Annotated in this window: 20 protein-coding genes and 1 other RNA gene; 8 read left to right on the forward strand and 13 right to left on the reverse strand. The window is 58.2% G+C overall.

The window, feature by feature from the left end; all coding sequences use genetic code 11:
* Positions 1-19: 19 nt before the first annotated feature.
* The 5 genes from carA to grpE form a co-directional block, all read right to left on the reverse strand.
* Complete coding sequence (carA, locus tag PSH94_RS21710; protein WP_253509420.1) at positions 20-1156, reverse strand: glutamine-hydrolyzing carbamoyl-phosphate synthase small subunit; 1137 nt, start codon at positions 1154-1156, stop codon at positions 20-22.
* A 259-nt stretch (positions 1157-1415) separates the two neighbouring features.
* Positions 1416-2222 carry a 4-hydroxy-tetrahydrodipicolinate reductase gene (dapB, locus tag PSH94_RS21715; RefSeq protein ID WP_181080025.1) on the reverse strand — a complete coding sequence of 269 codons (807 nt, stop codon included), beginning with the start codon at positions 2220-2222 and terminating at the stop codon, positions 1416-1418.
* Positions 2223-2232: 10 nt separating this feature from the next.
* Positions 2233-3357, reverse strand: coding sequence for a molecular chaperone DnaJ (gene dnaJ, locus PSH94_RS21720; RefSeq protein WP_181080026.1), 1125 nt, complete (start codon positions 3355-3357; stop codon positions 2233-2235).
* Between the two features lie 317 nt (positions 3358-3674).
* Positions 3675-5597 carry a molecular chaperone DnaK gene (gene dnaK, locus PSH94_RS21725; protein ID WP_181080027.1) on the reverse strand — a complete coding sequence of 641 codons (1923 nt, stop codon included), beginning with the start codon at positions 5595-5597 and terminating at the stop codon, positions 3675-3677.
* A gap of 102 nt (positions 5598-5699) precedes the next feature.
* The gene (gene grpE, locus PSH94_RS21730; protein ID WP_181080028.1) at positions 5700-6260 is read right to left on the reverse strand and encodes a nucleotide exchange factor GrpE; all 561 of its coding nucleotides are present in this window, start codon (positions 6258-6260) and stop codon (positions 5700-5702) included.
* A 255-nt stretch (positions 6261-6515) separates the two neighbouring features.
* Here grpE and recN point away from each other — a divergent pair, with 255 nt between their 5' ends.
* Positions 6516-8189 carry a DNA repair protein RecN gene (gene recN, locus PSH94_RS21735; protein ID WP_181080029.1) on the forward strand — a complete coding sequence of 558 codons (1674 nt, stop codon included), beginning with the start codon at positions 6516-6518 and terminating at the stop codon, positions 8187-8189.
* A gap of 79 nt (positions 8190-8268) precedes the next feature.
* Here the strand turns inward: recN and fur are convergent, their stop codons facing one another.
* Positions 8269-8673 carry a ferric iron uptake transcriptional regulator gene (gene fur, locus PSH94_RS21740; protein ID WP_181080062.1) on the reverse strand — a complete coding sequence of 135 codons (405 nt, stop codon included), beginning with the start codon at positions 8671-8673 and terminating at the stop codon, positions 8269-8271.
* Between the two features lie 98 nt (positions 8674-8771).
* Here fur and PSH94_RS21745 point away from each other — a divergent pair, with 98 nt between their 5' ends.
* A complete protein-coding gene (locus PSH94_RS21745) occupies positions 8772-9299 on the forward strand; it encodes an outer membrane protein assembly factor BamE (protein ID WP_181080030.1) in 528 nt (175 codons plus the stop codon).
* A 60-nt stretch (positions 9300-9359) separates the two neighbouring features.
* Here the strand turns inward: PSH94_RS21745 and PSH94_RS21750 are convergent, their stop codons facing one another.
* Positions 9360-9662, reverse strand: a complete 303-nt coding sequence (locus PSH94_RS21750; RefSeq protein WP_305435742.1) for an RnfH family protein — start codon at positions 9660-9662, stop codon at positions 9360-9362.
* A complete protein-coding gene (locus PSH94_RS21755; protein ID WP_181080032.1) occupies positions 9655-10089 on the reverse strand; it encodes a type II toxin-antitoxin system RatA family toxin in 435 nt (144 codons plus the stop codon). Before PSH94_RS21755 ends, PSH94_RS21750 begins: the two co-directional genes overlap by 8 nt.
* A gap of 168 nt (positions 10090-10257) precedes the next feature.
* Between PSH94_RS21755 and smpB the strand changes: the two genes are divergently transcribed.
* Positions 10258-10740 carry an SsrA-binding protein SmpB gene (smpB, locus tag PSH94_RS21760; protein ID WP_024077453.1) on the forward strand — a complete coding sequence of 161 codons (483 nt, stop codon included), beginning with the start codon at positions 10258-10260 and terminating at the stop codon, positions 10738-10740.
* A gap of 33 nt (positions 10741-10773) precedes the next feature.
* Here smpB and PSH94_RS21765 read toward each other — a convergent pair whose 3' ends face one another.
* Positions 10774-11541 (reverse strand): GntR family transcriptional regulator, encoded by a 768-nt coding sequence (locus PSH94_RS21765; protein ID WP_181080033.1) that lies wholly within the window; start codon positions 11539-11541, stop codon positions 10774-10776.
* 261 nt (positions 11542-11802) lie between these two features.
* Between PSH94_RS21765 and PSH94_RS21770 the strand changes: the two genes are divergently transcribed.
* The 5 genes from PSH94_RS21770 (at position 11803) to PSH94_RS21790 (ending at position 18721) form a co-directional block, all read left to right on the forward strand.
* Positions 11803-13497: a lactate permease LctP family transporter gene (locus PSH94_RS21770; protein WP_181080034.1), complete on the forward strand. Its 1695-nt coding sequence runs from the start codon at positions 11803-11805 to the stop codon at positions 13495-13497.
* A gap of 70 nt (positions 13498-13567) precedes the next feature.
* Positions 13568-16378, forward strand: coding sequence for an FAD-binding and (Fe-S)-binding domain-containing protein (locus PSH94_RS21775; RefSeq protein WP_305435744.1), 2811 nt, complete (start codon positions 13568-13570; stop codon positions 16376-16378).
* Between the two features lie 136 nt (positions 16379-16514).
* Positions 16515-16793: a hypothetical protein gene (locus tag PSH94_RS21780; protein ID WP_181080036.1), complete on the forward strand. Its 279-nt coding sequence runs from the start codon at positions 16515-16517 to the stop codon at positions 16791-16793.
* A 94-nt stretch (positions 16794-16887) separates the two neighbouring features.
* Positions 16888-17277, forward strand: a transfer-messenger RNA (tmRNA) gene (gene ssrA / locus PSH94_RS21785).
* Positions 17278-17464: 187 nt separating this feature from the next.
* On the forward strand, positions 17465-18721 hold the full coding sequence (locus PSH94_RS21790) for an integrase domain-containing protein (RefSeq protein WP_158457379.1): 1257 nt from the start codon (positions 17465-17467) through the stop codon (positions 18719-18721).
* Between the two features lie 160 nt (positions 18722-18881).
* Here the strand turns inward: PSH94_RS21790 and PSH94_RS21795 are convergent, their stop codons facing one another.
* The 4 genes from PSH94_RS21795 to PSH94_RS21810 are packed head-to-tail and all read right to left on the reverse strand — an operon-like array spanning position 18882 to position 21858.
* On the reverse strand, positions 18882-19151 hold the full coding sequence (locus tag PSH94_RS21795; protein ID WP_305435746.1) for a hypothetical protein: 270 nt from the start codon (positions 19149-19151) through the stop codon (positions 18882-18884).
* The gene (locus PSH94_RS21800; RefSeq protein WP_305437748.1) at positions 19148-20128 is read right to left on the reverse strand and encodes an integrase domain-containing protein; all 981 of its coding nucleotides are present in this window, start codon (positions 20126-20128) and stop codon (positions 19148-19150) included. Before PSH94_RS21800 ends, PSH94_RS21795 begins: the two co-directional genes overlap by 4 nt.
* Complete coding sequence (locus PSH94_RS21805; RefSeq protein ID WP_158457365.1) at positions 20112-20465, reverse strand: hypothetical protein; 354 nt, start codon at positions 20463-20465, stop codon at positions 20112-20114. The genes PSH94_RS21800 and PSH94_RS21805 overlap by 17 nt, the downstream gene beginning before the upstream one ends.
* Positions 20452-21858, reverse strand: coding sequence for a YfjI family protein (locus PSH94_RS21810; protein ID WP_305435749.1), 1407 nt, complete (start codon positions 21856-21858; stop codon positions 20452-20454). Before PSH94_RS21810 ends, PSH94_RS21805 begins: the two co-directional genes overlap by 14 nt.
* Positions 21859-23093 lie beyond the last annotated feature (1235 nt).

Here is a 23093-nt window from a genome sequence, read left to right on the forward strand (position 1 = left end):
CCACCCGCAAGCCGCTCAGTCAGCGTCGCTTGGCCATCTCATTGATGAAACGGTCGAACAGCGGTGCTACGTCGTTCGGGCCCGGGCTGGCTTCAGGGTGGCCCTGGAAGCTGAACGCGCTCTTGTCGGTGCGCTCGATGCCTTGCAGGGAACCGTCAAACAGCGACTTGTGAATCGCACGGACGTTGCCCGGCAAGGTCGCTTCATCCACCGCAAAACCGTGGTTCTGGCTGGTGATCATTACCACGCCGGTGTCCAGGTCCTGCACGGGGTGGTTGGCGCCGTGGTGGCCGTGGCCCATTTTCAGGGTTTTGGCACCGGAGGCCAGAGCCAGCAGCTGGTGGCCCAGGCAGATACCGAATACCGGGATCTCGGTTTCCAGCACGTCCTTGATCGCCTGGATGGCGTAGTCGCAAGGCTCAGGATCACCTGGGCCGTTGGACAGGAACACACCGTCCGGCTGCAGAGCCAGCACATCGCTGGCAGGCGTTTGTGCAGGTACAACCGTCACCCGGCAGCCGCGCTCGACCAGCATGCGCAGGATGTTGTACTTGATGCCGTAGTCGTAGGCCACTACGTGGTAAGGCAGCTCGGCGGCGTCGATGGTTTCGTGGCTGTCGGTCTTCAGGTCCCAGACGGTGGAGCGCCACTCGTACTTGTCCTTGGTGCTGACGACCTTCGCCAGGTCCATGCCTTTGAGGCCGGGAAAGCCTTGCGCGGCCGCAATCGCCGCCTCTTCAGAAATATTCTCACCGGCCATGATGCAGCCGTTCTGCGAGCCTTTTTCACGCAGGATGCGTGTCAGGCGACGCGTGTCGATACCGGCGATAGCCACCACATTGTTGGCTTTCAAGTAATCGGACAGCGACATCGTGTTACGCCAGTTGCTCGCGACCAGCGGCAGATCACGAATCACCAGGCCCGCGGACCAGACACGATCAGACTCGACATCTTCCGGGGTAGTACCGGTATTGCCGATGTGTGGATAAGTCAGGGTAACGATCTGTTGGGCGTAGGAAGGATCGGTAAGGATTTCCTGATAGCCGGTCATGGCAGTGTTAAACACTACCTCTCCAACGGTTTGACCGTCGGCTCCAATGGCTTCGCCGCGAAAAATGCTGCCATCAGCAAGGGCGAGTATGGCTGGCTTAGTCAAGAAGACCTCCCGTAAATAAAGCCTGAAGGGGCGATCGCAGGTTGTAAAAAAGCGGAGTGACGTATGGACACGTCACCCCGCTTGTTCACTGAATTATTCTGCGCGCTTTTAGTGGACACACTAAAGCTGTAGCTTACAGAAAAAGGCTTTTTGGGTCCACCGCTAAAGAGCCTTAAAGGCAGGGGAATGCGACAGGACGTCGCCTAGCGGTTAAAAACGGGGGCTCAGGATAATCCTGGGCACCCGTTTTAGCTACTGATTAGTGCAGGTCCAGCACGTCACGCATGTCGTACAAGCCAGGCTCGCGCCCCTCCAGCCAAAGCGCAGCGCGTACGGCGCCCTTGGCGAATGTCATGCGACTGGAAGCCTTGTGCGTGATCTCAAGGCGCTCGCCCTCAGTGGCGAATAACACCGTATGGTCACCCACCACATCGCCACCACGCACGGTCGCAAAGCCAATGGTGTCGCGCGCCCGAGCACCGGTATGGCCCTCACGACCGTAAACCGCGACCTTCGACAGGTCACGACCCAACGCATCGGCAATGGCTTCCCCCATGCGCAGCGCCGTACCAGAAGGCGCATCGATCTTGTGGCGATGGTGGGTCTCGATAATCTCGATATCCGCTTCATCGCCCAGCACTCGCGCGGCCATGTCCAACAGTTTGAGCGACAGGTTCACGCCAACGCTGAAGTTGGCGGCAAACACCACGGGAATATCCTTGCCCGCCTCCACCAGCAACTGCTTCTGCTCGGCAGTCAGCCCCGTGGTACCAATCACCATGGCCTTGCCCGACTTGCGGCAGAACGCCAGGTTCTTGAGCATCACTTCAGGCAACGTGAAGTCGATCAACACATCGAACTCATCAGCCACTTGCTCCAGGCTGCCCGACAGCGAAACGCCGATACGCCCCAAGGAGGCCAGCTCTCCCGCATCCGCACCGATCAACGTGCTGCCAGGGCGAACGATCGCCGCCGTCAGCCCGGAGGCCGGTGAACGCAACTGCACCGCTTCGACCAAAGTCTTGCCCATGCGCCCGGCAGCGCCCATTACGGCTATACGTCGCATATTCACTTCCTTACAGGTCGCCGAAGAAGCGCTTCACGCCTTCGAAGAAACCGGTGGTTTTCGGCGAATGGGTGTCATCGCCCTCCAGGGAGCTGCGGAATTCCTCGAGCAACTCGCGCTGGCGGCGGCCCAGGTTGACCGGTGTTTCTACCGCCACGCGACACATCAAGTCACCCGCCCCACCACCGCGCACCGGCGCCACGCCCTTGCCACGAATGCGGAACTGCTTGCCGGTCTGCGTGCCTTCAGGAATCTTCAGCTTGACGCGACCATCAAGGGTCGGAATCTCAAGCTCGCCACCCAATGCCGCATCCACAAAGCTGATTGGAACCTCACAGAACAGATGCTTGCCGTCACGCTGGAAGATCGCGTGCTCGCGCACACTGATCACCACGTACAAGTCGCCAGTAGGCCCACCCTGCGCGCCTGCCTCACCTTCGCCCGACAGACGAATGCGATCACCGGTATCCACACCGGCCGGCACTTTGACCGACAAGGTCTTGTACTCTTCGACGCGGCCTTCGCCGTGGCAGGCGTCGCACGGATCGGAAATGATCTTGCCCTGTCCATGGCAACGCGGGCACGTCTGCTGCACCGAGAAGAACCCTTGCTGCATCCGAACCTGGCCAATACCGCCACACGTAGGGCAGGTGATGGGCGAAGACCCCTTCTTGGCACCGGAGCCGTCGCACGGCTTGCAGTTGACCAGCGTAGGCACGCGAATGTTGACGCTGGTGCCGCGCACGGCCTCTTCCAGATTCAACTCAAGCGTGTAACGCAGATCACTGCCACGCTGGGCACCGCCACGCTGACCACCACGACCACCACCAAAGAAGTCGCTGAACACGTCACCGAAAATATCAGAGAAATTCTGACCACCAAAACCGGCACCACCGCCACCCATGCTCGGGTCGACGCCGGCATGACCGTACTGGTCGTAGGCCGCGCGCTTATTGGGATCACACAAGCATTCGTAGGCCTCATTGGCCTCTTTGAACATGTCTTCGGATTCTTTGTTATCCGGATTACGGTCCGGGTGGTGCTTCATCGCCAGGCGGCGGTAAGCCTTTTTCAGCTCAGCCTCGCTGGCCCCACGCTCCACACCCAAAACTTCGTAATAGTCACGCTTTGCCATAAGTCTTTGCACTCTTAAGGACGTCCAGCCAGACCCTCCTGAGCCTTGCCAAACTCGTTGAGCCCCAATACAGGCCCGGACCCAACTCACGTCAATTCAACGATCCTGGTCATTACTGCTTTTAGCCAGGGACCCGGCCAAAAACCCGGTGTTCAATACTCGGAAAGCAGGAGCATCCCCGATCACACCGCCAGCATCCGACTGATGTCGCATGCTGTAAAAATTCGCATACCCCAGACACGCCAACGCGGGAGCAAGCTCCCGCGCGGCGACATCCTACCAGTCACCGCTTGAAAGCGGTCAACCGGGCGACCAAGTTACTTCTTCTGGTCTTCTTTGACTTCTTCGAACTCAGCATCGACAACGTCGTCATGCTTGGCTTCCGGTTCTGCCTGTTGTGCAGCACCGTCCGCCGGCTGAGCCTGCTCTGCGTACATCTTCTGAGCCACTGGCGCAGAGACTTTCGACAACTCTTCAATCTTGGCTTCAATGGCGGCCTTGTCGTCGCCTTTGACGGCGGCTTCCAGGGCAACCACGGCAGCCTCGATTGCAGCTTTCTCTTCAGCCGTAACCTTCTCACCAGCGTCCACGACCATTTTGCGGGTCGAGTGAACCAAAGCATCGCCCTGGTTACGAGCGCCAGCCAGTTCAGCGAACTTGGCATCCGCATCAGCGTTGGCTTCAGCATCACGAATCATCTGTTGAATTTCTTCATCAGACAGACCGGAGTTGGCCTTAATGGTGATCTTCTGCTCTTTGCCGGTCGCTTTGTCCTTCGCACCTACGTGCAGGATGCCGTTGGCGTCGATGTCGAAAGTCACTTCGATTTGTGGCACACCACGTGGCGCTGGTGGAATATCGGCCAGGTCGAACTTGCCCAGGGATTTGTTCTGGGAAGCCTGCTTACGCTCACCTTGCAGCACGTGAATAGTCACAGCGCCCTGGTTATCATCGGCAGTCGAGAACACCTGGGATTTCTTGGTAGGAATCGTGGTGTTTTTCTCGATCAGCGCGGTCATCACGCCACCCATGGTTTCGATACCCAGGGTCAGCGGGCTGACGTCCAGCAGCAGCACATCTTTTACATCGCCGGCCAATACCGCGCCCTGGATGGCAGCACCCATGGCAACTGCTTCGTCCGGGTTCACATCTTTACGCGCTTCTTTACCGAAGAATTCAGTAACTTTCTGCTGAACCAGCGGCATACGGGTCTGGCCGCCCACCAGGATCACGTCGTTGATGGAACCAACGTCGATACCGGCGTCTTTCAGTGCAATGCGGCAAGGCTCGATGGTGCGCTGAACCAGGTCTTCAACCAGTGCTTCCAACTTGGCGCGAGAAATCTTCACGTTCAAGTGCTTAGGACCGGTGGCATCTGCAGTGATGTACGGCAGGTTGACGTCAGTCGACATGCTCGACGAAAGCTCGATCTTGGCTTTCTCGGCCGCTTCCTTCAGACGCTGCATGGCCAGCGGGTCACCCTTGAGGTTCATGCTGGTTTCTTTCTTGAATTCGTCAACGAGATAGTCAATCAGACGAATATCAAAGTCCTCGCCACCCAGGAAGGTGTCGCCGTTGGTAGCCAATACTTCGAACTGGTGTTCGCCGTCGACTTCAGCAATCTCGATCACCGAAACGTCGAAAGTACCACCGCCCAAGTCATAAACGATCACAGTGTGATCGCCCTTGGCCTTGTCCATACCGTAGGCCAGGGCCGCAGCAGTCGGTTCGTTGATGATACGTTTTACATCCAGGCCCGCGATGCGGCCGGCGTCTTTGGTTGCCTGGCGCTGGCTGTCGTTGAAGTAAGCCGGAACGGTGATCACCGCTTCGGTGACCGCTTCACCCAGGTAGTCTTCGGCAGTCTTCTTCATCTTTTTCAAGACTTCAGCCGAGATCTGCGGCGCGGACATTTTGTTGCCGTTCACTTCAACCCAGGCGTCACCGTTATCAGCCTTGGCGATTTTGTAAGGCACCATTTTGATGTCTTTCTGTACGACTTCTTCGTCGAATTTACGACCGATCAGACGCTTTACTGCGTACAGCGTGTTATGGGGGTTAGTCACTGCCTGACGCTTGGCCGACTGACCCACAAGGATCTCGCCGTCGTTGGCGTAAGCGATGATCGAAGGCGTAGTACGTGCGCCTTCTGCGTTCTCAATGACTTTGGCTTTGCCGTTTTCCATGACCGAGACGCACGAGTTGGTGGTCCCCAGGTCGATACCGATAATTTTGCCCATGATTTACTCTCCCGAAACTTGAATTTGGTTGCCGCAGCAGTTGTGGCTAACTGCGGTAGCACTTAATCGCTTGACTTATAAATGGGGGCCTTGCGGCGAATTTCAAGCCTGCTCATCAATAGAAGGTGCAGCGGGTGCTGGCGCCTTGCTAACCACCACCATTGCCGGGCGCAGCAAACGACCGTTGAGCAGATAACCTTTCTGGAACACCTTCAGCACACTGTTAGGTTCCAGGTCATGGCTTTCCTGCATGGCCATTGCCTGGTGGTGCTCAGCATTGAAGGGCTCGCCGCCCTGCGGATCGATGGCTTCGAGCTGATAACGCTTGAGCGTGTCCTGGAACATTTTCAGGGTCAGCTCAATGCCTTCACGCATCGCACGAATGTTTTCATCATCCGGATTGGACAGCTCGAGGCCGCGCTCCAGGCTGTCCATAATCGGCAGCAGGTCACTGGCAAATTTTTCCAGTGCGAATTTATGCGCTTTTTCTACATCCTGCTCGGCACGGCGGCGGACGTTCTGCAGATCGGCGGCAACACGCAACGACTGATCCTGCGCAGCAGCCAATTGCTCTTCGAGCACTTGCACACGAGTTGCCAGTTCATCACCGACAGCCGAATTGGCGTCTGGAGTTTGCGTATCCTGCGTCTGTTCGTCAGCCATAGATTATCTCCTTTCAAAATCATGCGCGAACACAACTCGCGCTTCTGTTCCGGTATATGGGGCCACAATTTTCAGGTTCAAGGGCTCAGGCGATACCAAAAATCTCTCACCCGGACACGGATGATTCCTGCCCACACATTCCCGTTTGCGCTAAAAAATGTCGAAATTCAAGCAAATCGAGCTAAGCATCAGGATTGTCAGGGCTGAACAAAACACTGTATAAATAACCAGACCTAAAGTCTGGGAGCGGTCATCATGCTCGTGCACCTGTCCGTACATAACTACGCCATCGTTGAACACCTGGATCTCGAACTGGATCGCGGGATGAGCGTAATCACAGGCGAAACCGGCGCCGGCAAGTCGATCATGCTCGACGCGCTGGGGCTGACCCTGGGCGATCGCGCCGACAGCGGCGTAGTACGCCCCGGCGCGGACAAGGCCGATATTCTCGCCACGTTCGACCTGGCCGACATTCCCGAAGCTGAAGCCTGGCTGGCTGAGCGCGACCTCAACCATGAAGGGCCGTGCATCCTGCGCAGGGTCATCACCGCCGAAGGGCGTTCGCGCGGCTATATCAACGGTACCCCCTGCCCGCTTGGCGACCTGAAAGCCCTGGGCGAGCTTTTGATCGATATCCACAGCCAGCACGAGCACCAGTCACTCCTGAAAACCGATACACATCGTCGCCTGCTCGACGAATACGCCGGCGCCACCGACCTTGCCAGGCAAGTGCAACTCGCCGCACAACGCTGGCGCCAGACGCGCCAGGAACTCGAGCAGCTCTCCAACTCCGGAGACGAACAACGTGCGCGCCATCAGTTGCTCAGCTACCAGCTTGAAGAATTGGAGAGCTTGGGCCTTGGTGAAACGGAGCTGGAGCAACTGGAACAGGAACACAAGAACCTCACCAATGCCGAAACCCTTTTGGGTATCTGCCGCCAGGTAGTGGAGCAATGCAGCGAGAGCGATTCCGGCAATGTGCTCAACGCACTCACCGCCAGCCTCAATCGCCTGTCCAGTGTGAACAGCGCTTCCAGCTCCCTGAGCGAAGCCACCACGTTACTTACCAGTGCACAAATCCAGGTGGAAGAAGCGGTGGGCGAGCTGAACCGTTTCCTGGATCACTTCGATGCCGATCCGGCGCGCCTGCAAGAGATTGAGGAACGCCTGGACACCATCTACACACTGGCGCGCAAGCATCGAATCCAGCCCACCGAAGTGGCAGCGATGCAGCAAAAACTGCTGGATGAAATCGAAACGCTGAACGCGAACGATGAATCCATTGAGCGCCTGGGTGACGAACTTGCCTCTTATGCTCGCCACTACCAGGAGAAGGCTCAAGAACTGAGCGAGCTGCGCCATAAAGCCGCGACCAGCCTTGCCGGCGCGGTCGAGCAGGAGATTCAGCGCCTCGGCATGCCGGGCGGGCGTTTCACGATCGAACTGCGCACCAACGCCAGCAATGAGCTGCAACCCCACGGCCTTGAACAGGTAGAACTGTTGGTCAGTGCCAACCCTGGGCAACCGCTCAAGGCGCTGGCAAAAGTTGCCTCAGGCGGTGAACTGTCACGCATCAGCCTGGCCATTCAGGTGATTACCGCACAGACCTCCCGCGTACCGACGCTGGTATTCGATGAGGTGGACGTGGGTATTGGTGGGCCGACGGCAGAAATTGTCGGGCAACTGTTGCGTCGCCTGGGGGATCGAGGCCAGGTCCTTACCGTCACCCACTTGCCACAGGTGGCCGCCCAAGGACACCAGCATTTGTTTGTACACAAGGTGCGAGGCAGCGACGCAACACGCACAGCAGTGTCCAAACTGAACAAATCGGAACGCGTAGAAGAGGTTGCGCGCATGCTGGGCGGCATCGACCTGACGAAAGAATCGCTGGCACATGCGAAGAAGATGGTGGTTGCTACCAAGGCCTGATCTTATCCCTATATAGAAAGCACGAAGGCGACCCTGAGGTCGCCTTCGATCGTTTCGCAGAGCGCGTCTGCGTAGCTTTTTACTTTTTCTTACGGATGTACAACACGAGATTGTGATCCACCAAATCGAAGCCATGCTCCTCAGCGATTTTGTGCTGAAGCTCTTCGATTTCCGTGCTGGTGAACTCGATAACCTCGTTGGTATCCAGGTCAACCATGTGGTCGTGATGACCGCCGTCAGCCAGTTCAAATACTGCGTGACCGCCGTCGAAATTATGACGAACCACCAGCCCCGCGGCTTCAAACTGGGTGAGCACACGATAAACCGTGGCCAGGCCAACGTCCTCATTGGACTCCATCAGCGCCTTGTAAACATCCTCGGCACTCATGTGGCGCTGCTCAGCAGAATCGAGCATTTGTAGAATCTTGACGCGTGGCAGAGTCACTTTGAGACCGGCTTTGCGTAGTTCGCTATTTTCAACCATGGTTAGCTTTCTCGCGGATGCTGCTTCGCAGCTTCTCTTAATACGGGTATGATCGGCGTTTACGTTGTCCCAGCCAAGATAGTGGAAGTCGCCCACCGATGCAAAACACCAAGCTCTTGCTAACCAGTTTCACCTTTGTGGGACTGCTCGCACTCGCCGGTTGTTCATTCCCCGGGGTTTACAAAATCGACATCCAGCAGGGCAATGTCGTCACGCAGGACATGATAGACCAGTTACGCCCCGGAATGACCCGACGGCAGGTAAGGTTTATCATGGGTAACCCCCTGCTGACCGACACTTTCCATGCCGATCGCTGGGATTATCTCTACAGCATTCAGCCTGGTGGCGGTGAGCGCCAGCAGGAGCGCGTCAGCGTCATTTTCAATGGCAATGACCAGCTTGTCAGCCTGTCCGGTGACTTCATGCCCGGCGTAAGCCGCGATGAAGCCTTGCTGGGTAAAGACAACGCCACGAACGTGACGGCTCCCGCTCAGGAAGGCGAAAAGCCGAAGTCCGAGGTTCCAGCCAAACCTGGCTCCTTGCTGGACAAGATCCAAAAAGACGTCGACGGCGTGGAAACCGTGCCAGTCCCGACGCCTCAGCCTCTGGACACCAGCCCGCAGTAACTGTGCGGCCATTAAAAAGCCCGGCGTGCCGGGCTTTTTTGTACCTGTCGGGCGGAAATCCTAAGGGTTTCGCTGCCTGGCAAGCGCTGCCTTGGCTGCGCGCAACCTACGAATCTCCTTAGGGTCAGCCAGCAACGGGCGGTAGACCTCAATGCGATCACCTGCGTGCACAGCGCGAAGATCGGCGTCAGCAACCACCTTGCCGAATATCCCCAGCACGCATGTTTCAGCGTCAACATCAGGGAACTGCTCCAGGATCCTGGAAAGCCGAACCGCCTCGCGCACGCTGGTGCCCACCGGCACCGTCACCGCGAGCAAGGCCTGGCGATCCTCAGCAGCATGCACCACTTCGATTTCAACCATGCAGCTGCTTGGCCCGCTGACAGAAAGCATCCACTAACGTATTGGCCGCCTGATTGAACAAGGGCCCCAGCGTCGCACGCACGATAGGCCCTGCGTATTCGAAAGACAGGTCAAGACTGATTTTGCAGGCCTTGTCCGTTAGCGCCTTGAACACCCACACACCATGCAACTGCGTAAAGGGCCCTTCCTGCAGATTCATCTCAATGGACTTGCCCGGCACCAATACATTGCGCGTGACAAAATGCTGACTCAGGCCGCCCTTGGCGACACCAACACTGGCAACCATGTGCTCGGCACTGCTCTCCAGCACTTCGGCAGTTGAGCACCACGGCAGGAATTCCGGATAACGCGCCACGTCGTTGACCAGATCATAGAGCGCCTGTGCCGGATAGGGCAGCAGCGCCGAACGTTGAATATGCGTCGTCATGTGTGCGTTATTTCCACAGCTGAGCGGCAAACATCGCGAAAGAACAGCCCGATTCGCGAGAGAAAAAAACCAAAGAACTGGCCGCATTGTCCGGGATTCATCCAACACGCTCAAGCACGCAGGTTGACCGTAGCCGACACGCTCGCAACTGCCTATAATGCCGCCCCTATGGCTAAACAAAAGAAACACCCCACAGGGACCATCGCGCAAAATAAAAAAGCGCGACACGATTACTTCATCGAACATCGTTTCGAGGCTGGTCTGGTCCTGGCCGGCTGGGAAGTAAAAAGTCTGCGTGCCAGCAAATTGCAGCTGGTCGACAGTTATGTGCTGCTCAAGGATGGCGAGGCTTGGCTGTTAGGCAGCCATATTACCCCGCTGACCACCGCGAGCACCCATGTGATCGCCGACCCGGTGCGCACCCGCAAGCTGCTGCTTAACGCTCGCGAGCTGGACAAGCTTGCCGCAGCCGTTCAGCAGAAAGGCTACGCCTGCGTCTGCCTGTCCTGGTATTGGAGCAAACACCTGGTCAAGTGCGAGATCGCACTGGGCAAGGGCAAAAAGGAATACGACAAGCGCGATACCGAGCGCGAACGCGATTCCAACCGCGAGCTGCACCGCGCGGTTCGCAACAAGGGCAAGGAAGAATAACCTTGTATCGAGTGGCCTCGGCAATCGCCGCGGCTACATCCCCTTGCGTCGCTCCGCACGCGCCACGCGCTGAACCTCCTGACGCACTTCCTCCAACACTTCCTGCACATACAGCAGGTGACGTGTCGAAACCTCCCGCGCCTGCTCGGCCCGCCCCTCGATAATCGCCAAGTACAAATCCCGATGCTGATTGATCAGCATGTCACGGGTTTCGGTACGCTGTTGATACATGCCGCCGATGTTGGTCACCACGTTGCGCTTGAGCAGATCGAACAAACCACGAATCGTATGCAGCAACACCGCATTATGACTGGCTTCGGCGATCGCCAGATGAAACCGCGCATCCGCCGCCCCCTCCTCCGCCCGACTCACCTCATCGACGCGGGTGTAGCAATCCTGCAGCGTTTCAAATGCAGCGGTGAGACGCTCACGGTCGACCTCAGTGGCGCGCAATGCCGCGTAGTAAGCACAGGAAGCCTCCAGGGTCTGACGAAACTCCAGCAAATCACGCTGCGCCTCAGGATTGTTTTCCAGCAAGTGCAAAAGCGGATCGCTGAAGGTCGAGCCCAGAGACTCCGCGACATAATTACCGCCGCCCTGACGACTTACCAGCAACCCTTTGGCCACCAGCTTCTGGATAGCCTCGCGTAACGACGGGCGCGACACGCCGAACTGCTCGGCCAACGCGCGCTCAGCCGGCAAGCGCTCACCCGATTTCAGCGTGCCTTCAAGGATCATGCCTTCAAGCTGCTCGACAATATCGTCAGACAAACGGCGCTGACGCACCTGATCAAACGCCATAACTCACTCTCCACCATCCCGGCCCTTCGCCGGGCCCTCTATTCTGGCCTATCGCCGCCTTTGCGGCACCTATCAGAAGGCCTTGGTTTCTGCCGATCAGAAGCGCGCCCGCGCTCGCCTACGACCAAAGTTTCGCAAGCGGCAAATTGACACATCCCCTGAAGGCTTTTAACCTAGCCCACAGCGATTGTAAATTGGTATTACCAATTATCCAAGTCGACTAAAAAGTGCCTGACCAACAACAATTAGGGGCCACCCCATATGCAAACCTGGCAACAGCTTTACAGCCCACTCGGCAGCCTCGGCCTGTCCGCCCTGGCCGCCGTCATCCCGATCGTATTCTTCTTCCTGGCTCTGGCAGTGTTCCGCCTCAAAGGGCACGTGGCCGGTAGCATTACCCTGGCACTGTCGATCCTGGTGGCAATCTTTGCCTTCCAGATGCCCGTCGATATGGCACTGGCCGCTGCCGGTTACGGGTTTGCCTATGGCCTATGGCCCATCGCGTGGATCATTGTCGCGGCCGTGTTCCTCTACAAGCTTACGGTCAAGAGCGGCCAGTTCGAGATCATTCGCAGCTCCGTTCTGTCGATTACCGACGACCAACGCCTGCAAGTGCTGCTGATCGGCTTCTGCTTTGGCGCCTTCCTGGAAGGCGCGGCCGGTTTCGGCGCCCCGGTGGCCATTACCGCTGCACTGCTGGTCGGCCTGGGTTTCAACCCGCTGTACGCCGCCGGCCTGTGCCTGATTGCCAACACCGCCCCCGTCGCATTCGGCGCGCTGGGCATCCCGATCATCGTGGCAGGCCAAGTGACCGGTATCGACGCTTTCAAGATCGGCGCCATGACCGGCCGTCAACTGCCTTTGCTGTCGCTGTTCGTGCCGTTCTGGCTGGTGTTTATGATGGACGGCCTGCGCGGCGTGCGCGAAACCTGGCCGGCAGCCCTGGTAGCCGGTTTGAGCTTTGCGGTCACCCAATACTTCACCTCGAACTTCATTGGCCCGGAACTGCCGGACATCACCTCGGCGCTCGCCAGCCTGATCGCCCTGACCCTGTTCCTGAAAGTCTGGCAGCCCAAGCGCACCGCAGGCGCGCAAATTGCCGGCGCCACGTCGAGCGCGGCGGTAACCGCCAGCGTCGGCGGGTTCGGCCAGCCACGCAGCACCGTCGCATCGCCTTACACCCTCGGGCAGATTTTCAAAGCGTGGTCGCCCTTCCTGATCCTCACTGTGCTGGTAACGATCTGGACCCTTAAACCATTCAAGGCCATGTTCGCCGCAGGCGGCTCGATGTACAGCTGGGTGTTCAACTTCGCGATCCCACACCTGGATCAACTGGTGATCAAGGTCGCTCCCATTGTGACCAACCCCACGGCGATCCCGGCGGTGTTCAAACTGGATCCGATTTCAGCCACCGGCACCGCGATTTTCTTCTCGGCACTGATTTCGATGCTGGTATTGAAGATCAACGTAAAAACTGGTCTTACCACTTTGAAAGACACGTTTTACGAACTGCGCTGGCCGATCCTGTCGATTGGCATGGTGCTGGCGTTTGCCTTCGTCACCAACTATTCCGGCATGTCGTCGACCATGGCGCTGGTGTTGGCGGGCACCGGGGCGGCTTTCCCGTTCTTCTCGCCTTTCCTCGGCTGGCTGGGGGTTTTTCTGACAGGCTCCGATACTTCGTCCAACGCACTGTTCAGCTCGCTGCAGGCCACCACCGCGCACCAGATCGGTGTTAACGACACGCTGTTGGTTGCGGCCAACACCAGCGGTGGCGTCACCGGCAAGATGATCTCGCCGCAGTCGATCGCCGTGGCCTGCGCCGCCACCGGCCTGGTCGGCAAGGAATCCGATCTGTTCCGCTTTACCCTCAAGCACAGCCTGTTCTTTGCCACCATCGTCGGTCTGATCACCTTGGCTCAGGCTTATTGGTTCACCGGTATGCTGGTGCACTGAAGACTACACATAACAGGGTAAGAATCGACGCCGGACAATCACGCCGGCGTCAGCTACTTCTGGAGGACTGATGAGTCTGCCTACCGCTTTCCTGACTGATGTCGCACGGCTGATTCCGAAGAGTCGACGCTTCGACGACCCGCTTTCTACCCTCGCATTCGGCACAGACGCCAGTTTTTATCGATTGATCCCACAACTGGTGATCCGCGTAGAGTCTGAAGACGAAGTCGTGACGTTGCTGCAATGGGCCCAACGCGACCAAGTACCCGTCACCTTTCGTGCCGCCGGCACCAGTTTGTCCGGGCAAGCGATCAGCGACTCGGTACTGATCGTGCTGGGCGATAACTGGAACGGTCGCGAAATTCGTGGCCAAGGCACGCAGATCCGCCTGCAACCCGGCGTGATCGGCGCCCAGGCCAACGCCTGGCTGGCGCCGTTCGGGCGCAAGATCGGTCCGGACCCGGCCTCCATCAACGCCTGCAAGATCGGCGGCATTGTCGCCAACAACGCCAGCGGCATGTGCTGCGGCACGGCGCAAAACACCTACCACACCCTGGCCGGCATCCGTCTTGTACTGGCCGACGGCAGCCGCCTCGACACGGAAGACCCTGCCAGCGTCAGCGCCTTTCGCACGCAGCATGGCGCACTGCTGGACCGCCTGGCGACACTGGGACGCGAGACGCGGGCAAATACCGAGTTGGCCGCCAAAATTCGCCACAAATACCGTCTGAAAAACACCACAGGCCTGTCACTTAACGCCTTGGTGGACTTTGACGACCCGCTGGAGATTCTCAGCCACTTGCTGGTGGGCTCCGAGGGCACCCTGGGGTTTATCAGCGCGGTCACCTACGACACTGTGGTCGATCATCCGAACAAGGCGTCGGCACTGATTGTTTTTCCGGATGTGGAAACTTGCTGCAACGCCGTCACCGTGCTGAAAACCCAGCCGGTATCGGCCGTAGAACTGCTGGATCGACGCAGCATGCGCTCGGTGCAGAACAAACCCGGCATGCCTGCATTCGTACAGCACCTTTCAGAAAATGCCTGCGCACTGTTGATCGAATCCCGCGCGGCAACGTCCTCATTGCTGCAGGAACAGCTCGTCCTGATCATGGCCTCCCTGGCCCGCTTCCCGGTGGAAAAACAGGTCGACTTCACCGAAGACCCCGTGGAAAACGCACGTTTGTGGGCGATTCGTAAAGACACCTTCCCCGCCGTCGGTGCTGTGCGCAAGACCGGTACCACCGTGATCATCGAAGACGTGACGTTCCCGGTCGAGCAACTGGCCGTAGGCGTAAACCGCCTGATCGCGCTGTTTGACAAACATCATTACGACGAAGCGATCCTTTTCGGACACGCGCTGGAAGGCAATCTGCACTTCGTGTTCACCCAAGGCTTCAACAGCAGTGAGGAAGTCACCCGCTATCAAGCCTTCATGGATGACGTCGCCCAGCTGGTTGCGGTGGAATTCGGCGGTTCGCTCAAGGCCGAACACGGTACCGGGCGCAACATGGCGCCGTTCGTCGAGTTGGAATGGGGCCGCGACGCCTACCAATTGATGTGGCAACTCAAGCGCCTGCTTGATCCCAGCGGCATTCTCAATCCGGATGTGGTGCTCAGCGACGACCCACAGATCCATCTCAAGCACCTCAAGCCGCTGCCCGCCGCCGATGAGCTGGTGGATAAATGCATCGAGTGCGGGTTCTGCGAGCCGGTGTGCCCATCCAAAGGGCTGACCCTGAGCCCGCGCCAGCGCATTGTGATCTGGCGCGACATCCAGGCAAAAAAACGCGCCGGGGTCGATACCACCGAACTGGAGGCGGCCTACCACTACCAGGGCATCGAGACCTGCGCCGCCACCGGCCTCTGCGCTCAACGCTGTCCTGTGGGAATCAATACCGGCGATCTGGTGAAAAAACTGCGCGCAAGGGACGCCGACCGTACGAAAACCGCCGAATGGCTCGCCACCCATTTCGCCACTGCGTTGCAAGGCGCGCGCTTTACCCTGCATGTCGCCAATGGCGCCCGCATGCTGCTGGGGGCACCGCGCCTGGCCAAACTGTCCGGCGCAGCAACACGTCTGTCCAAAGGGCAAATCCCTCAGTGGACCCCGGCCATGCCGCAGCCGGAAAAAGCCATTCGTTTCAGCCCACCGGTCACTGACGAACGACCTCGCGTGGTCTACCTGGCAGCCTGCGTGTCACGGACAATGGGCCCGGCAGCCGGTGACAAGGAGCAGATGTCGCTGTACGACAAAACCCGTGGCCTGCTGGAAAAAGCCGGTTACCAAGTGGTTATCCCAGAAAATCAGGACAACCTGTGCTGCGGTCAGCCGTTCGCTTCCAAAGGTTATGCCGAACAGGCCGAGCACAAGCGTCAGGAACTGATCGGCGCCCTGCTCCACGCCAGTCGCGGCGGGCTGGACCCCATCTACTGCGACACCAGCCCCTGCACCCTGCGCCTGGTACAGGATCTGGGCGAAACCCGCCTGGACCTCTATGACCCGGTGCGGTTTATCCGCACGCACCTCATCGACCGTCTCGATTTCACACCACAGGAAGCGCCCATCGCGGTGCACGTCACCTGCAGCACCCAGCATCTGGGCGAAAGCCAGGCGCTGATCGAACTGGCCCGACGTTGCGCCAGTACCGTGATCGTCCCGGAGGGCATTCACTGCTGCGGCTTTGCCGGTGACAAGGGCTTCACCACGCCGGAACTCAATGCCCATTCGCTGCGGTCGCTCAAGGATGCGGTGCAATTTTGCAGCGAAGGCATTTCCACCAGCCGCACCTGCGAGATCGGCCTGAGCCAGCACGGCGGCATTGATTACCACGGGCTGGTCTACTTGGTGGACCGGGTAACCCAGGCCCGCGTCCATTAAACCCTGCAAAAAAACAGAACCCCTGCGCGCCGGCGTAGTCATCTGAACAGGCCTCGACAAACGAGGCCTTCACTGATGTCGCTGGCAGCCGTCGAACGCCAGCAGCGTCCAGCTTTTTTTCGCAAGGAGATACCCAATGAAGCGTTCCGCTCTTGCTGGCTTGTTCATTACCGCTGCGATGCTGGCCCCTTCCGCTTTCGCTGCCGGTGACAAAGACCTGTGCCAGATCAACCTGGATAAAATCAACAACGGCAAGGCACTGCTCGCCACCGACACCAGCGGCAAAAGCGGTGAAATCGACACGGCGGTGGCTCAAGCCAAAGCAGCCCATGCGGCCGGTGATGACAAGAAGTGCATCGAGATCACCTCCAAGGCGCTTCAGGACCTGCAAAATAGCGAGAAAGGCGGTCAGTGAACGAATGTGCCAACCTTCGGGTTGGCCTTCCGTGACCGTTTGGCGTACACTGCACAGGCTTGTCACTCACTATGAAACAACGAGTTACAAGCACGGGGCCGTTTAGGATTCGACGCCGGTTGCGAAACTTTAGGTGCATGCCGAGTTGGTAACAGAACTCGTAAATCCACTGTTGCAACTTCTTATAGTTGCCAATGACGACCAATACGGTGCTGCTCTCGCTGCTTAATTGCAGCTGACATGCACTCCTGGTGCCTTCGGGCCCAGCAATCATCAGGGGATGTCTGTAAACCCAAAATGATTGTCATATAGAACAGAATCGCCGTGCAGTACGTTGTGGACGAAGCGGCTAAAACTTACACAACTCGCCCAAAGCACCCTGCCCGTCGGGTCGCCAAGGGTTAACTTAATAGACACGGCTACGCATGTAGTACCGACAGCGGAGTACTGGCGGACGGGGGTTCAAATCCCCCCGGCTCCACCACTTCATCATCTAAAGACGTCCACGGACGTCTTTTTTTGTGCCTGAAATCCAGCAAAATCAAGGGTTTAAGCGCTACTGGGCGCTGGAAAGGTTTTTTGAGTTCCAGCCGTTTGGGTATTCCAAATGGTATTCCAAGCCATCCGGTGCTATTTTTTGGAATACCAAAACGGTGTCAGAGGTAGCTCTCATGCCTGCTCCAGCCCTTCGCCTTTCCGACCGCCAGCTCAAGGCAGTCAAGGCAAAAGACAAGGATTACGTCCTCAGCGATGGTGACGGCCTCCAGCTCCGAGTCAGGAGCAATGGCTCGATGCTGTGGAACTTCAACTACCGCGAGCCGGTAACCAAAAACCGTATCAATATGGGGCTGGGCACATACCCAGAGCTCTCGCTAGCGAACGCCAGGAAGAAAGTGGTGGAAGCACGCGAGCTGCTTGCACAAGGCATTGATCCCAAGGTGCAACGCAATGCACAGGACGAAGCCAAACGAGCGGAGACGGAACACACGTTTGAAAACGTGGCCACCGCCTGGTTCGAGCTGAAGAAGGACTCCGTCACGCCGGCGTACGCCGAAGACATCTGGCGCTCGCTCACGCTACATGTGTTTCCAGACCTGAAAACAACGCCGCTCTCAAAAATCAGCGCACCGATGGTCATCGAACTGCTTCGCCCAATAGAAGCTAAAGGCAGTCTCGAGACAGTGAAGCGACTGAGCCAACGGCTCAATGAGATCATGACCTACGGGGTCAATTCAGGACTGATCTTTGCGAACCCCCTCAGCGGCATTCGCGCAGTGTTCAAGAAACCCAAGAAACAGAACATGGCTTCACTCCACCCTGATGAGCTACCCGAGCTCATGCTGGAAATCGCCAACGCAGCCATCAAAAGAACGACCCGCTGCCTGATCGAATGGCAGTTGCACACCATGACCCGTCCAGCCGAAGCGGCAACCACACGATGGGCGGACATCGACTTCGACAGGCGTATTTGGACCATCCCCCCGGAGCGCATGAAAAAGCGTCGTCCACATACCATCCCGTTGTCTGAACAGGCACTCGCACTGCTGGAGGCACTCAAGTCCCACAGCGGACACAGAGAGTACGTGTTCCCGGCAGACCGAAATCCCCGCACCCACGCCAACAGCCAGACTGCCAACATGGCGTTGAAACGTATGGGCTTCCAAGACCGGCTGGTCAGCCACGGCATGCGCTCCATGGCCAGCACCATCCTGAATGAGCATGGTTGGGATCCGGAACTAATTGAGGTCGCACTGGCGCATGTCGACAAGGACGAAGTTCGTAGCGCCTACAACCGGGCGGACTACATCGAACGCCGGCGTCCGATGATGGCCTGGTGGAGTGAACATATCCAAAAAGCGGCCACTGGCAGCCTTTCGGCATCTGCCATCAATCAAGGCAGGGACCGCAACGTCGTACCGATTCGCTGAGCATCCAAAGTACGCGACGCCGGTACAATCCATGTCGTGCAGTAGGCGACAGGATTGACGACTGTGGATAAACCTCTCGCATGGCTGCGCTTTCAGCCAAGCCCCTGAGTATGGGAAGGCTCCGCATTCCCATACTCAGGGGCTCACGCTTAAAGGTCCATCAGGCAACCACGACTTTTGCCTTTCTACGGCGGACCAACCCTGCTGTTAACTCGTAGTAGTAGATGGTAGCTGGGGCTGAGCATCGCAAATAGTACTCCAGAAACCATCTCACGTGCTTTTCTCTCCAGGACCAGGGAGTCGCGCAACCCCAACGTTCACGAATCACCTCGTGCATCCTTTCTGCTTGCCTGATGTGCCGCTGCCGCGTGGCATGTGCACCTCTGAGCACGGGGCGCAGAAACAACGCTATGTCGAACTCGGACGTCATCGCCGACCTCCGATGTAAGCACTCACCACATCGATGCGGTTATGTCCCAATTCATGGCTGATCTGCTGTCGTGCACGCTGATCAAGCTCTCGATCTTCTCGATGACCACGACCGCCATTGACAGGTGTATCGAAGCCAGTCAGTTGCTCATAGCGCTCACAGGCGTAAGCCGCCCGCAGCTCATGAAAGCCTTTCAATCCATGCTCATGGAGGAGGTGGCGTGCCGGTCGCACGACTTTTTGTATGAAGTCTTTGTAGCGTTCAGCGGGCGCCAACAAATTCCGACTGCCACTGGGTGACGCCTCGCAGGCTATATCCAGGGCGTTGCGAACTTGATCCGTGACCATAATCCAGCGCGGCGCCGATGCCCCTGATCGACCACCTTTGGTGCCATCTTGGATATTGATCTTTCCCAGTCGCTGAGCCTCTCGTTGCAGGCGCGGCAGGTCGGCCAAGATCGCTTCACGCAGGCGCATACCGGTCTCCCGTGCAAGGAGCACAATGGCACTCACCCTCTCCAGCTGACGATCTGCCAGCGCTTGCGCAATCAGCCTGACCTGCACACGGTCTTGGCCTTGCGGTGCCTCACTACGAACGCTTGAGCGCTGCAAGCCCAGCGCCTTGCTCGGACTGGGGATTTTGACGTACTGATCACCGCGCAGCGCAGCCATCGTTCGGTTCACACTGGACAGACGGTTCTGCGCGGTGGCGATGCCGACCTTGCCCTGATCAACCTGCTCGCGCATATGGAGGGCGTACCGCATGAGGATCTCACGGTCGATCTGTTGCGCGTCGTTGAGTCCCGGTCCCTCCTCGGATCGACACCATTGCACGAATGCCTGCCAGCGATCGCTATGGGCTTTGACGGTAGCAAAATGGCCGTCGCCAAAAAGATCTTTCAGTGCTTGCGGTCCGGCATAGCTAAGCTGACGACCGAAGCCAAAATTACGCCCCGCTCGCTTACCGACCCGAGCCATTTTTCTGCTCCTGATCGACTGCAGCGAGATCATGCAAAAGGGCTCTCCAGTTCGCACTCACGATGGCGAACTGGGCCCAATCAGTCGGGCGAAAACACAGCGTGTTGTCGGTGACGTAGAGATGCGCGCCCTCCTCTTTCAACCACTGAATGATGGCTGTCGTCGAGGTGATAGTTTTACGTGTGGTGGCGACACCGGCGACAGCGGCGACACCCCTTGTCCTGCCTGGTTTTGGGCGTGGCGACAAAGTGGCGACACTAGCGGCGACAAACCGCGTTTTTGGCTCTTTTTGGCGCTGAGCCAGATGGTTACGCAACGCTTCATCAAGATTGAACATGGCGCACCTCGAAGGTGTGGCCGTCAGTGATGAGCCACTGATGATCAATCAACTCGACCAACAGCTTGGCGGCATGACGACTGCTCTTACGGGCAAAGCGGGGACCATTGCGATTCAGGTCTCTAATACTGAAGCGCTTCCAATCCTTGACCTGCAGCCAGCGCAGCAGCCGGTCCGCCTCTTCCTTTACCCGGCACACCGGTTCCTGTTCGGTCAGGCGCTGGATCTCGGTGAGGTAGTAGCCAACTAAGGTTGAGGCCCGTTGGATATGGTCGACCTCCACGACACTGCTCTCCTCCACCACGGCCAAAATGCCGGCGACGCGCAGCAGGTTGTCGGCGGCCTTCGAGCCGCTGGGCCGCACACTAGCCAGTTCCCCAAACTCACCCAACTGGGCTTCTATGGCGTCATGCAGATCAATCCAGCGACGGCGGGCCAGCGGACTGAGGTTCAGCGGTGTTAGAAGCAAGGCCCCGTCAGGGGAAAGCGACCAAGGCTGATGAAACAAGGCCGAAAGGCGGCGGTGATATCGCTTTAGGGCAGCGTCTTTGGACAAGTCGACAGCCTGGTAGCTGCGTTGTCCGGCCAGGCTGGTGGGCCAGGTCGTCAGGCAGCGACCGAGAATGCCTTGCCCCTGCAGCAACGGATCACTGAGTAACTGCATGGCCAAGTACGGTTGCAGCATCAGGTGCAGGCTCAAGCGCCGGTCAAAGGCTCGCAGGCTTTCACCAGCCATGGAGCGCGCTCGATCAATTGGGCTACCGTCCCAGAGTGACGACAGGGTCGTGACCGCTTTCAAACGATTATCCCGACTCATGGTGCTACTGCCGAGGAACTGTCCTCCTTCGTCACAGAACAGGCCCATGCTGGGTAGGTCATGGCAGAGCCCTTTGATCAGCGCCTCGATAGTTGGATCCGTGGTGATCAGCCGAGGGGCCGAGGGCTCCGCTTCGAGCAGTACGCCGTTTGTGGGGTCGGGATCGGCAGGACTGATACGCTGCGCCTGTCGTTGTGCGAAACGGTACCGAGCAAGTTGTTCGCGGTAGCGCTGCCACTGTTCACGCTCCCATTGTCGTGCTGGCAGCAATGCAAATCGGTCCGCCGCGGTCTTGCGATCACCGGACGCGGCCACCGTGATCAGGTACAGCGACAGGGGATAATTCCTCCCGTCGAGCTGTAAGCCCGCATGACCTTGAGTGGCCAGCGCCGAGGCAGCCAAGACCGATTGTGCAGCCAGTGCCTGGGGCACGCCGACGACCTCGGCCATGCGCTCGACTGCTGGCCCGAGAATTCCACCCAACGCCTGGACCGGGTAAGGCTCGACCACGGGGGTCGACTCGATTAACGGTCGAGGGGATCGTGGTAGTTCAAGCTTCGGATCTAACTGCTGCATGGGCCCTCTCCTCGGTAATTGCTGGCTGTCCTCACGTACTCCCGCCACGGCTGTTGAGTGTTATCAGGGATCAAGGCCCCTGCGGCCTGTGAGGTGCTCACTGACGCGGAACGTACGGCTCCTTACGGCCGGGAGCGAGGGCATGAACCCATGAATCTTGCCTCCTTGGCGCATCCGAAGATGCGGGCGGGCGGAGGCTGTGCCGACTGACGAGTTCGGCACCTGGAGATCATGGGTGGGGGAAGGCAAAGACATGGACACCTGGGGCATGCCTGACTGTCAGTCAGGTGCAGTCTTTCCAAAGGCTGCGGCACCGGTGCCTGTGTCGTTACGGATGGCGACGAATCGGATTTGTCAGGCCGATTGTCACGAGGAGAGTTGCGGCAATGCCCTGTACAACGTGACTTGCAGCAGTAGTACGAGCGCCCGTCTCTTTCCGGAAGAAAGAGACGGGCGCGGTATGGCGCAGCGAAGTGCGTCGAGAGGTGAGGTTGCTGCAACGCAGCGAGGTAGGTCCATCGTCTGCCGCAATGGACAGATAAGTCGAGTAGGCATCCACCACTCTTGGGGAGTGATCGTGCGAGCCGCCGGACGCTAATCGCACTTCGGGAGAACCACCACGCAAGTGGCGTAGCCTTGAAGGTTCTGGCTACCTGGGCTGCCGCTGTCAACGACAGCGATCCGTGCGCCAATTTTTATACCCACTCGGAAAGGTGGTCAAGCATCCCGGCCAAAGCGCCCACAAAGCGGCGACTGTCGCCACTTTTGTCGCCACGCGTCAGGGCCCGTCCGACGTGGGCTGTCGCCGGTGTCGCCGGTGTCGCCATCTCTCTAGCCATAGCACCACGACAAGCTCCACTCTGACGCTATGGGATTGCACGACACTCGATAGAGATCACGGCCAATTACTGAGGGATAAACAAAGTCGTGGCGCTAATCAAAAATTTGAGATGGGAGGGTGGAACGAGGTGGCTTCGAGAAATAGCGGGTGAACCCTCCGATCGGCGCGATCAAAGATCGCTGGATCGGAGCGTTTGGCGGGAAAAACAAATCTCAAACGTGAAATACAATCTAAGGCATCAAAACTGGTTGATTGGGAGGCTACAACCTCATTGACGCTCGCCGAATCTAATGGCCGCCTACCGCCTCAGCTGTGACCCATAGACTCTTTCCTACAGGTTCCGGCCACGCTGATAGAATCGGTCAGGCTATAGCTCACCGGTCATCGCTCGCCG

It is taken from the genome of Pseudomonas sp. FP2254 (assembly GCF_030687695.1).
Classification (GTDB): domain Bacteria; phylum Pseudomonadota; class Gammaproteobacteria; order Pseudomonadales; family Pseudomonadaceae; genus Aquipseudomonas; species Aquipseudomonas quebecensis.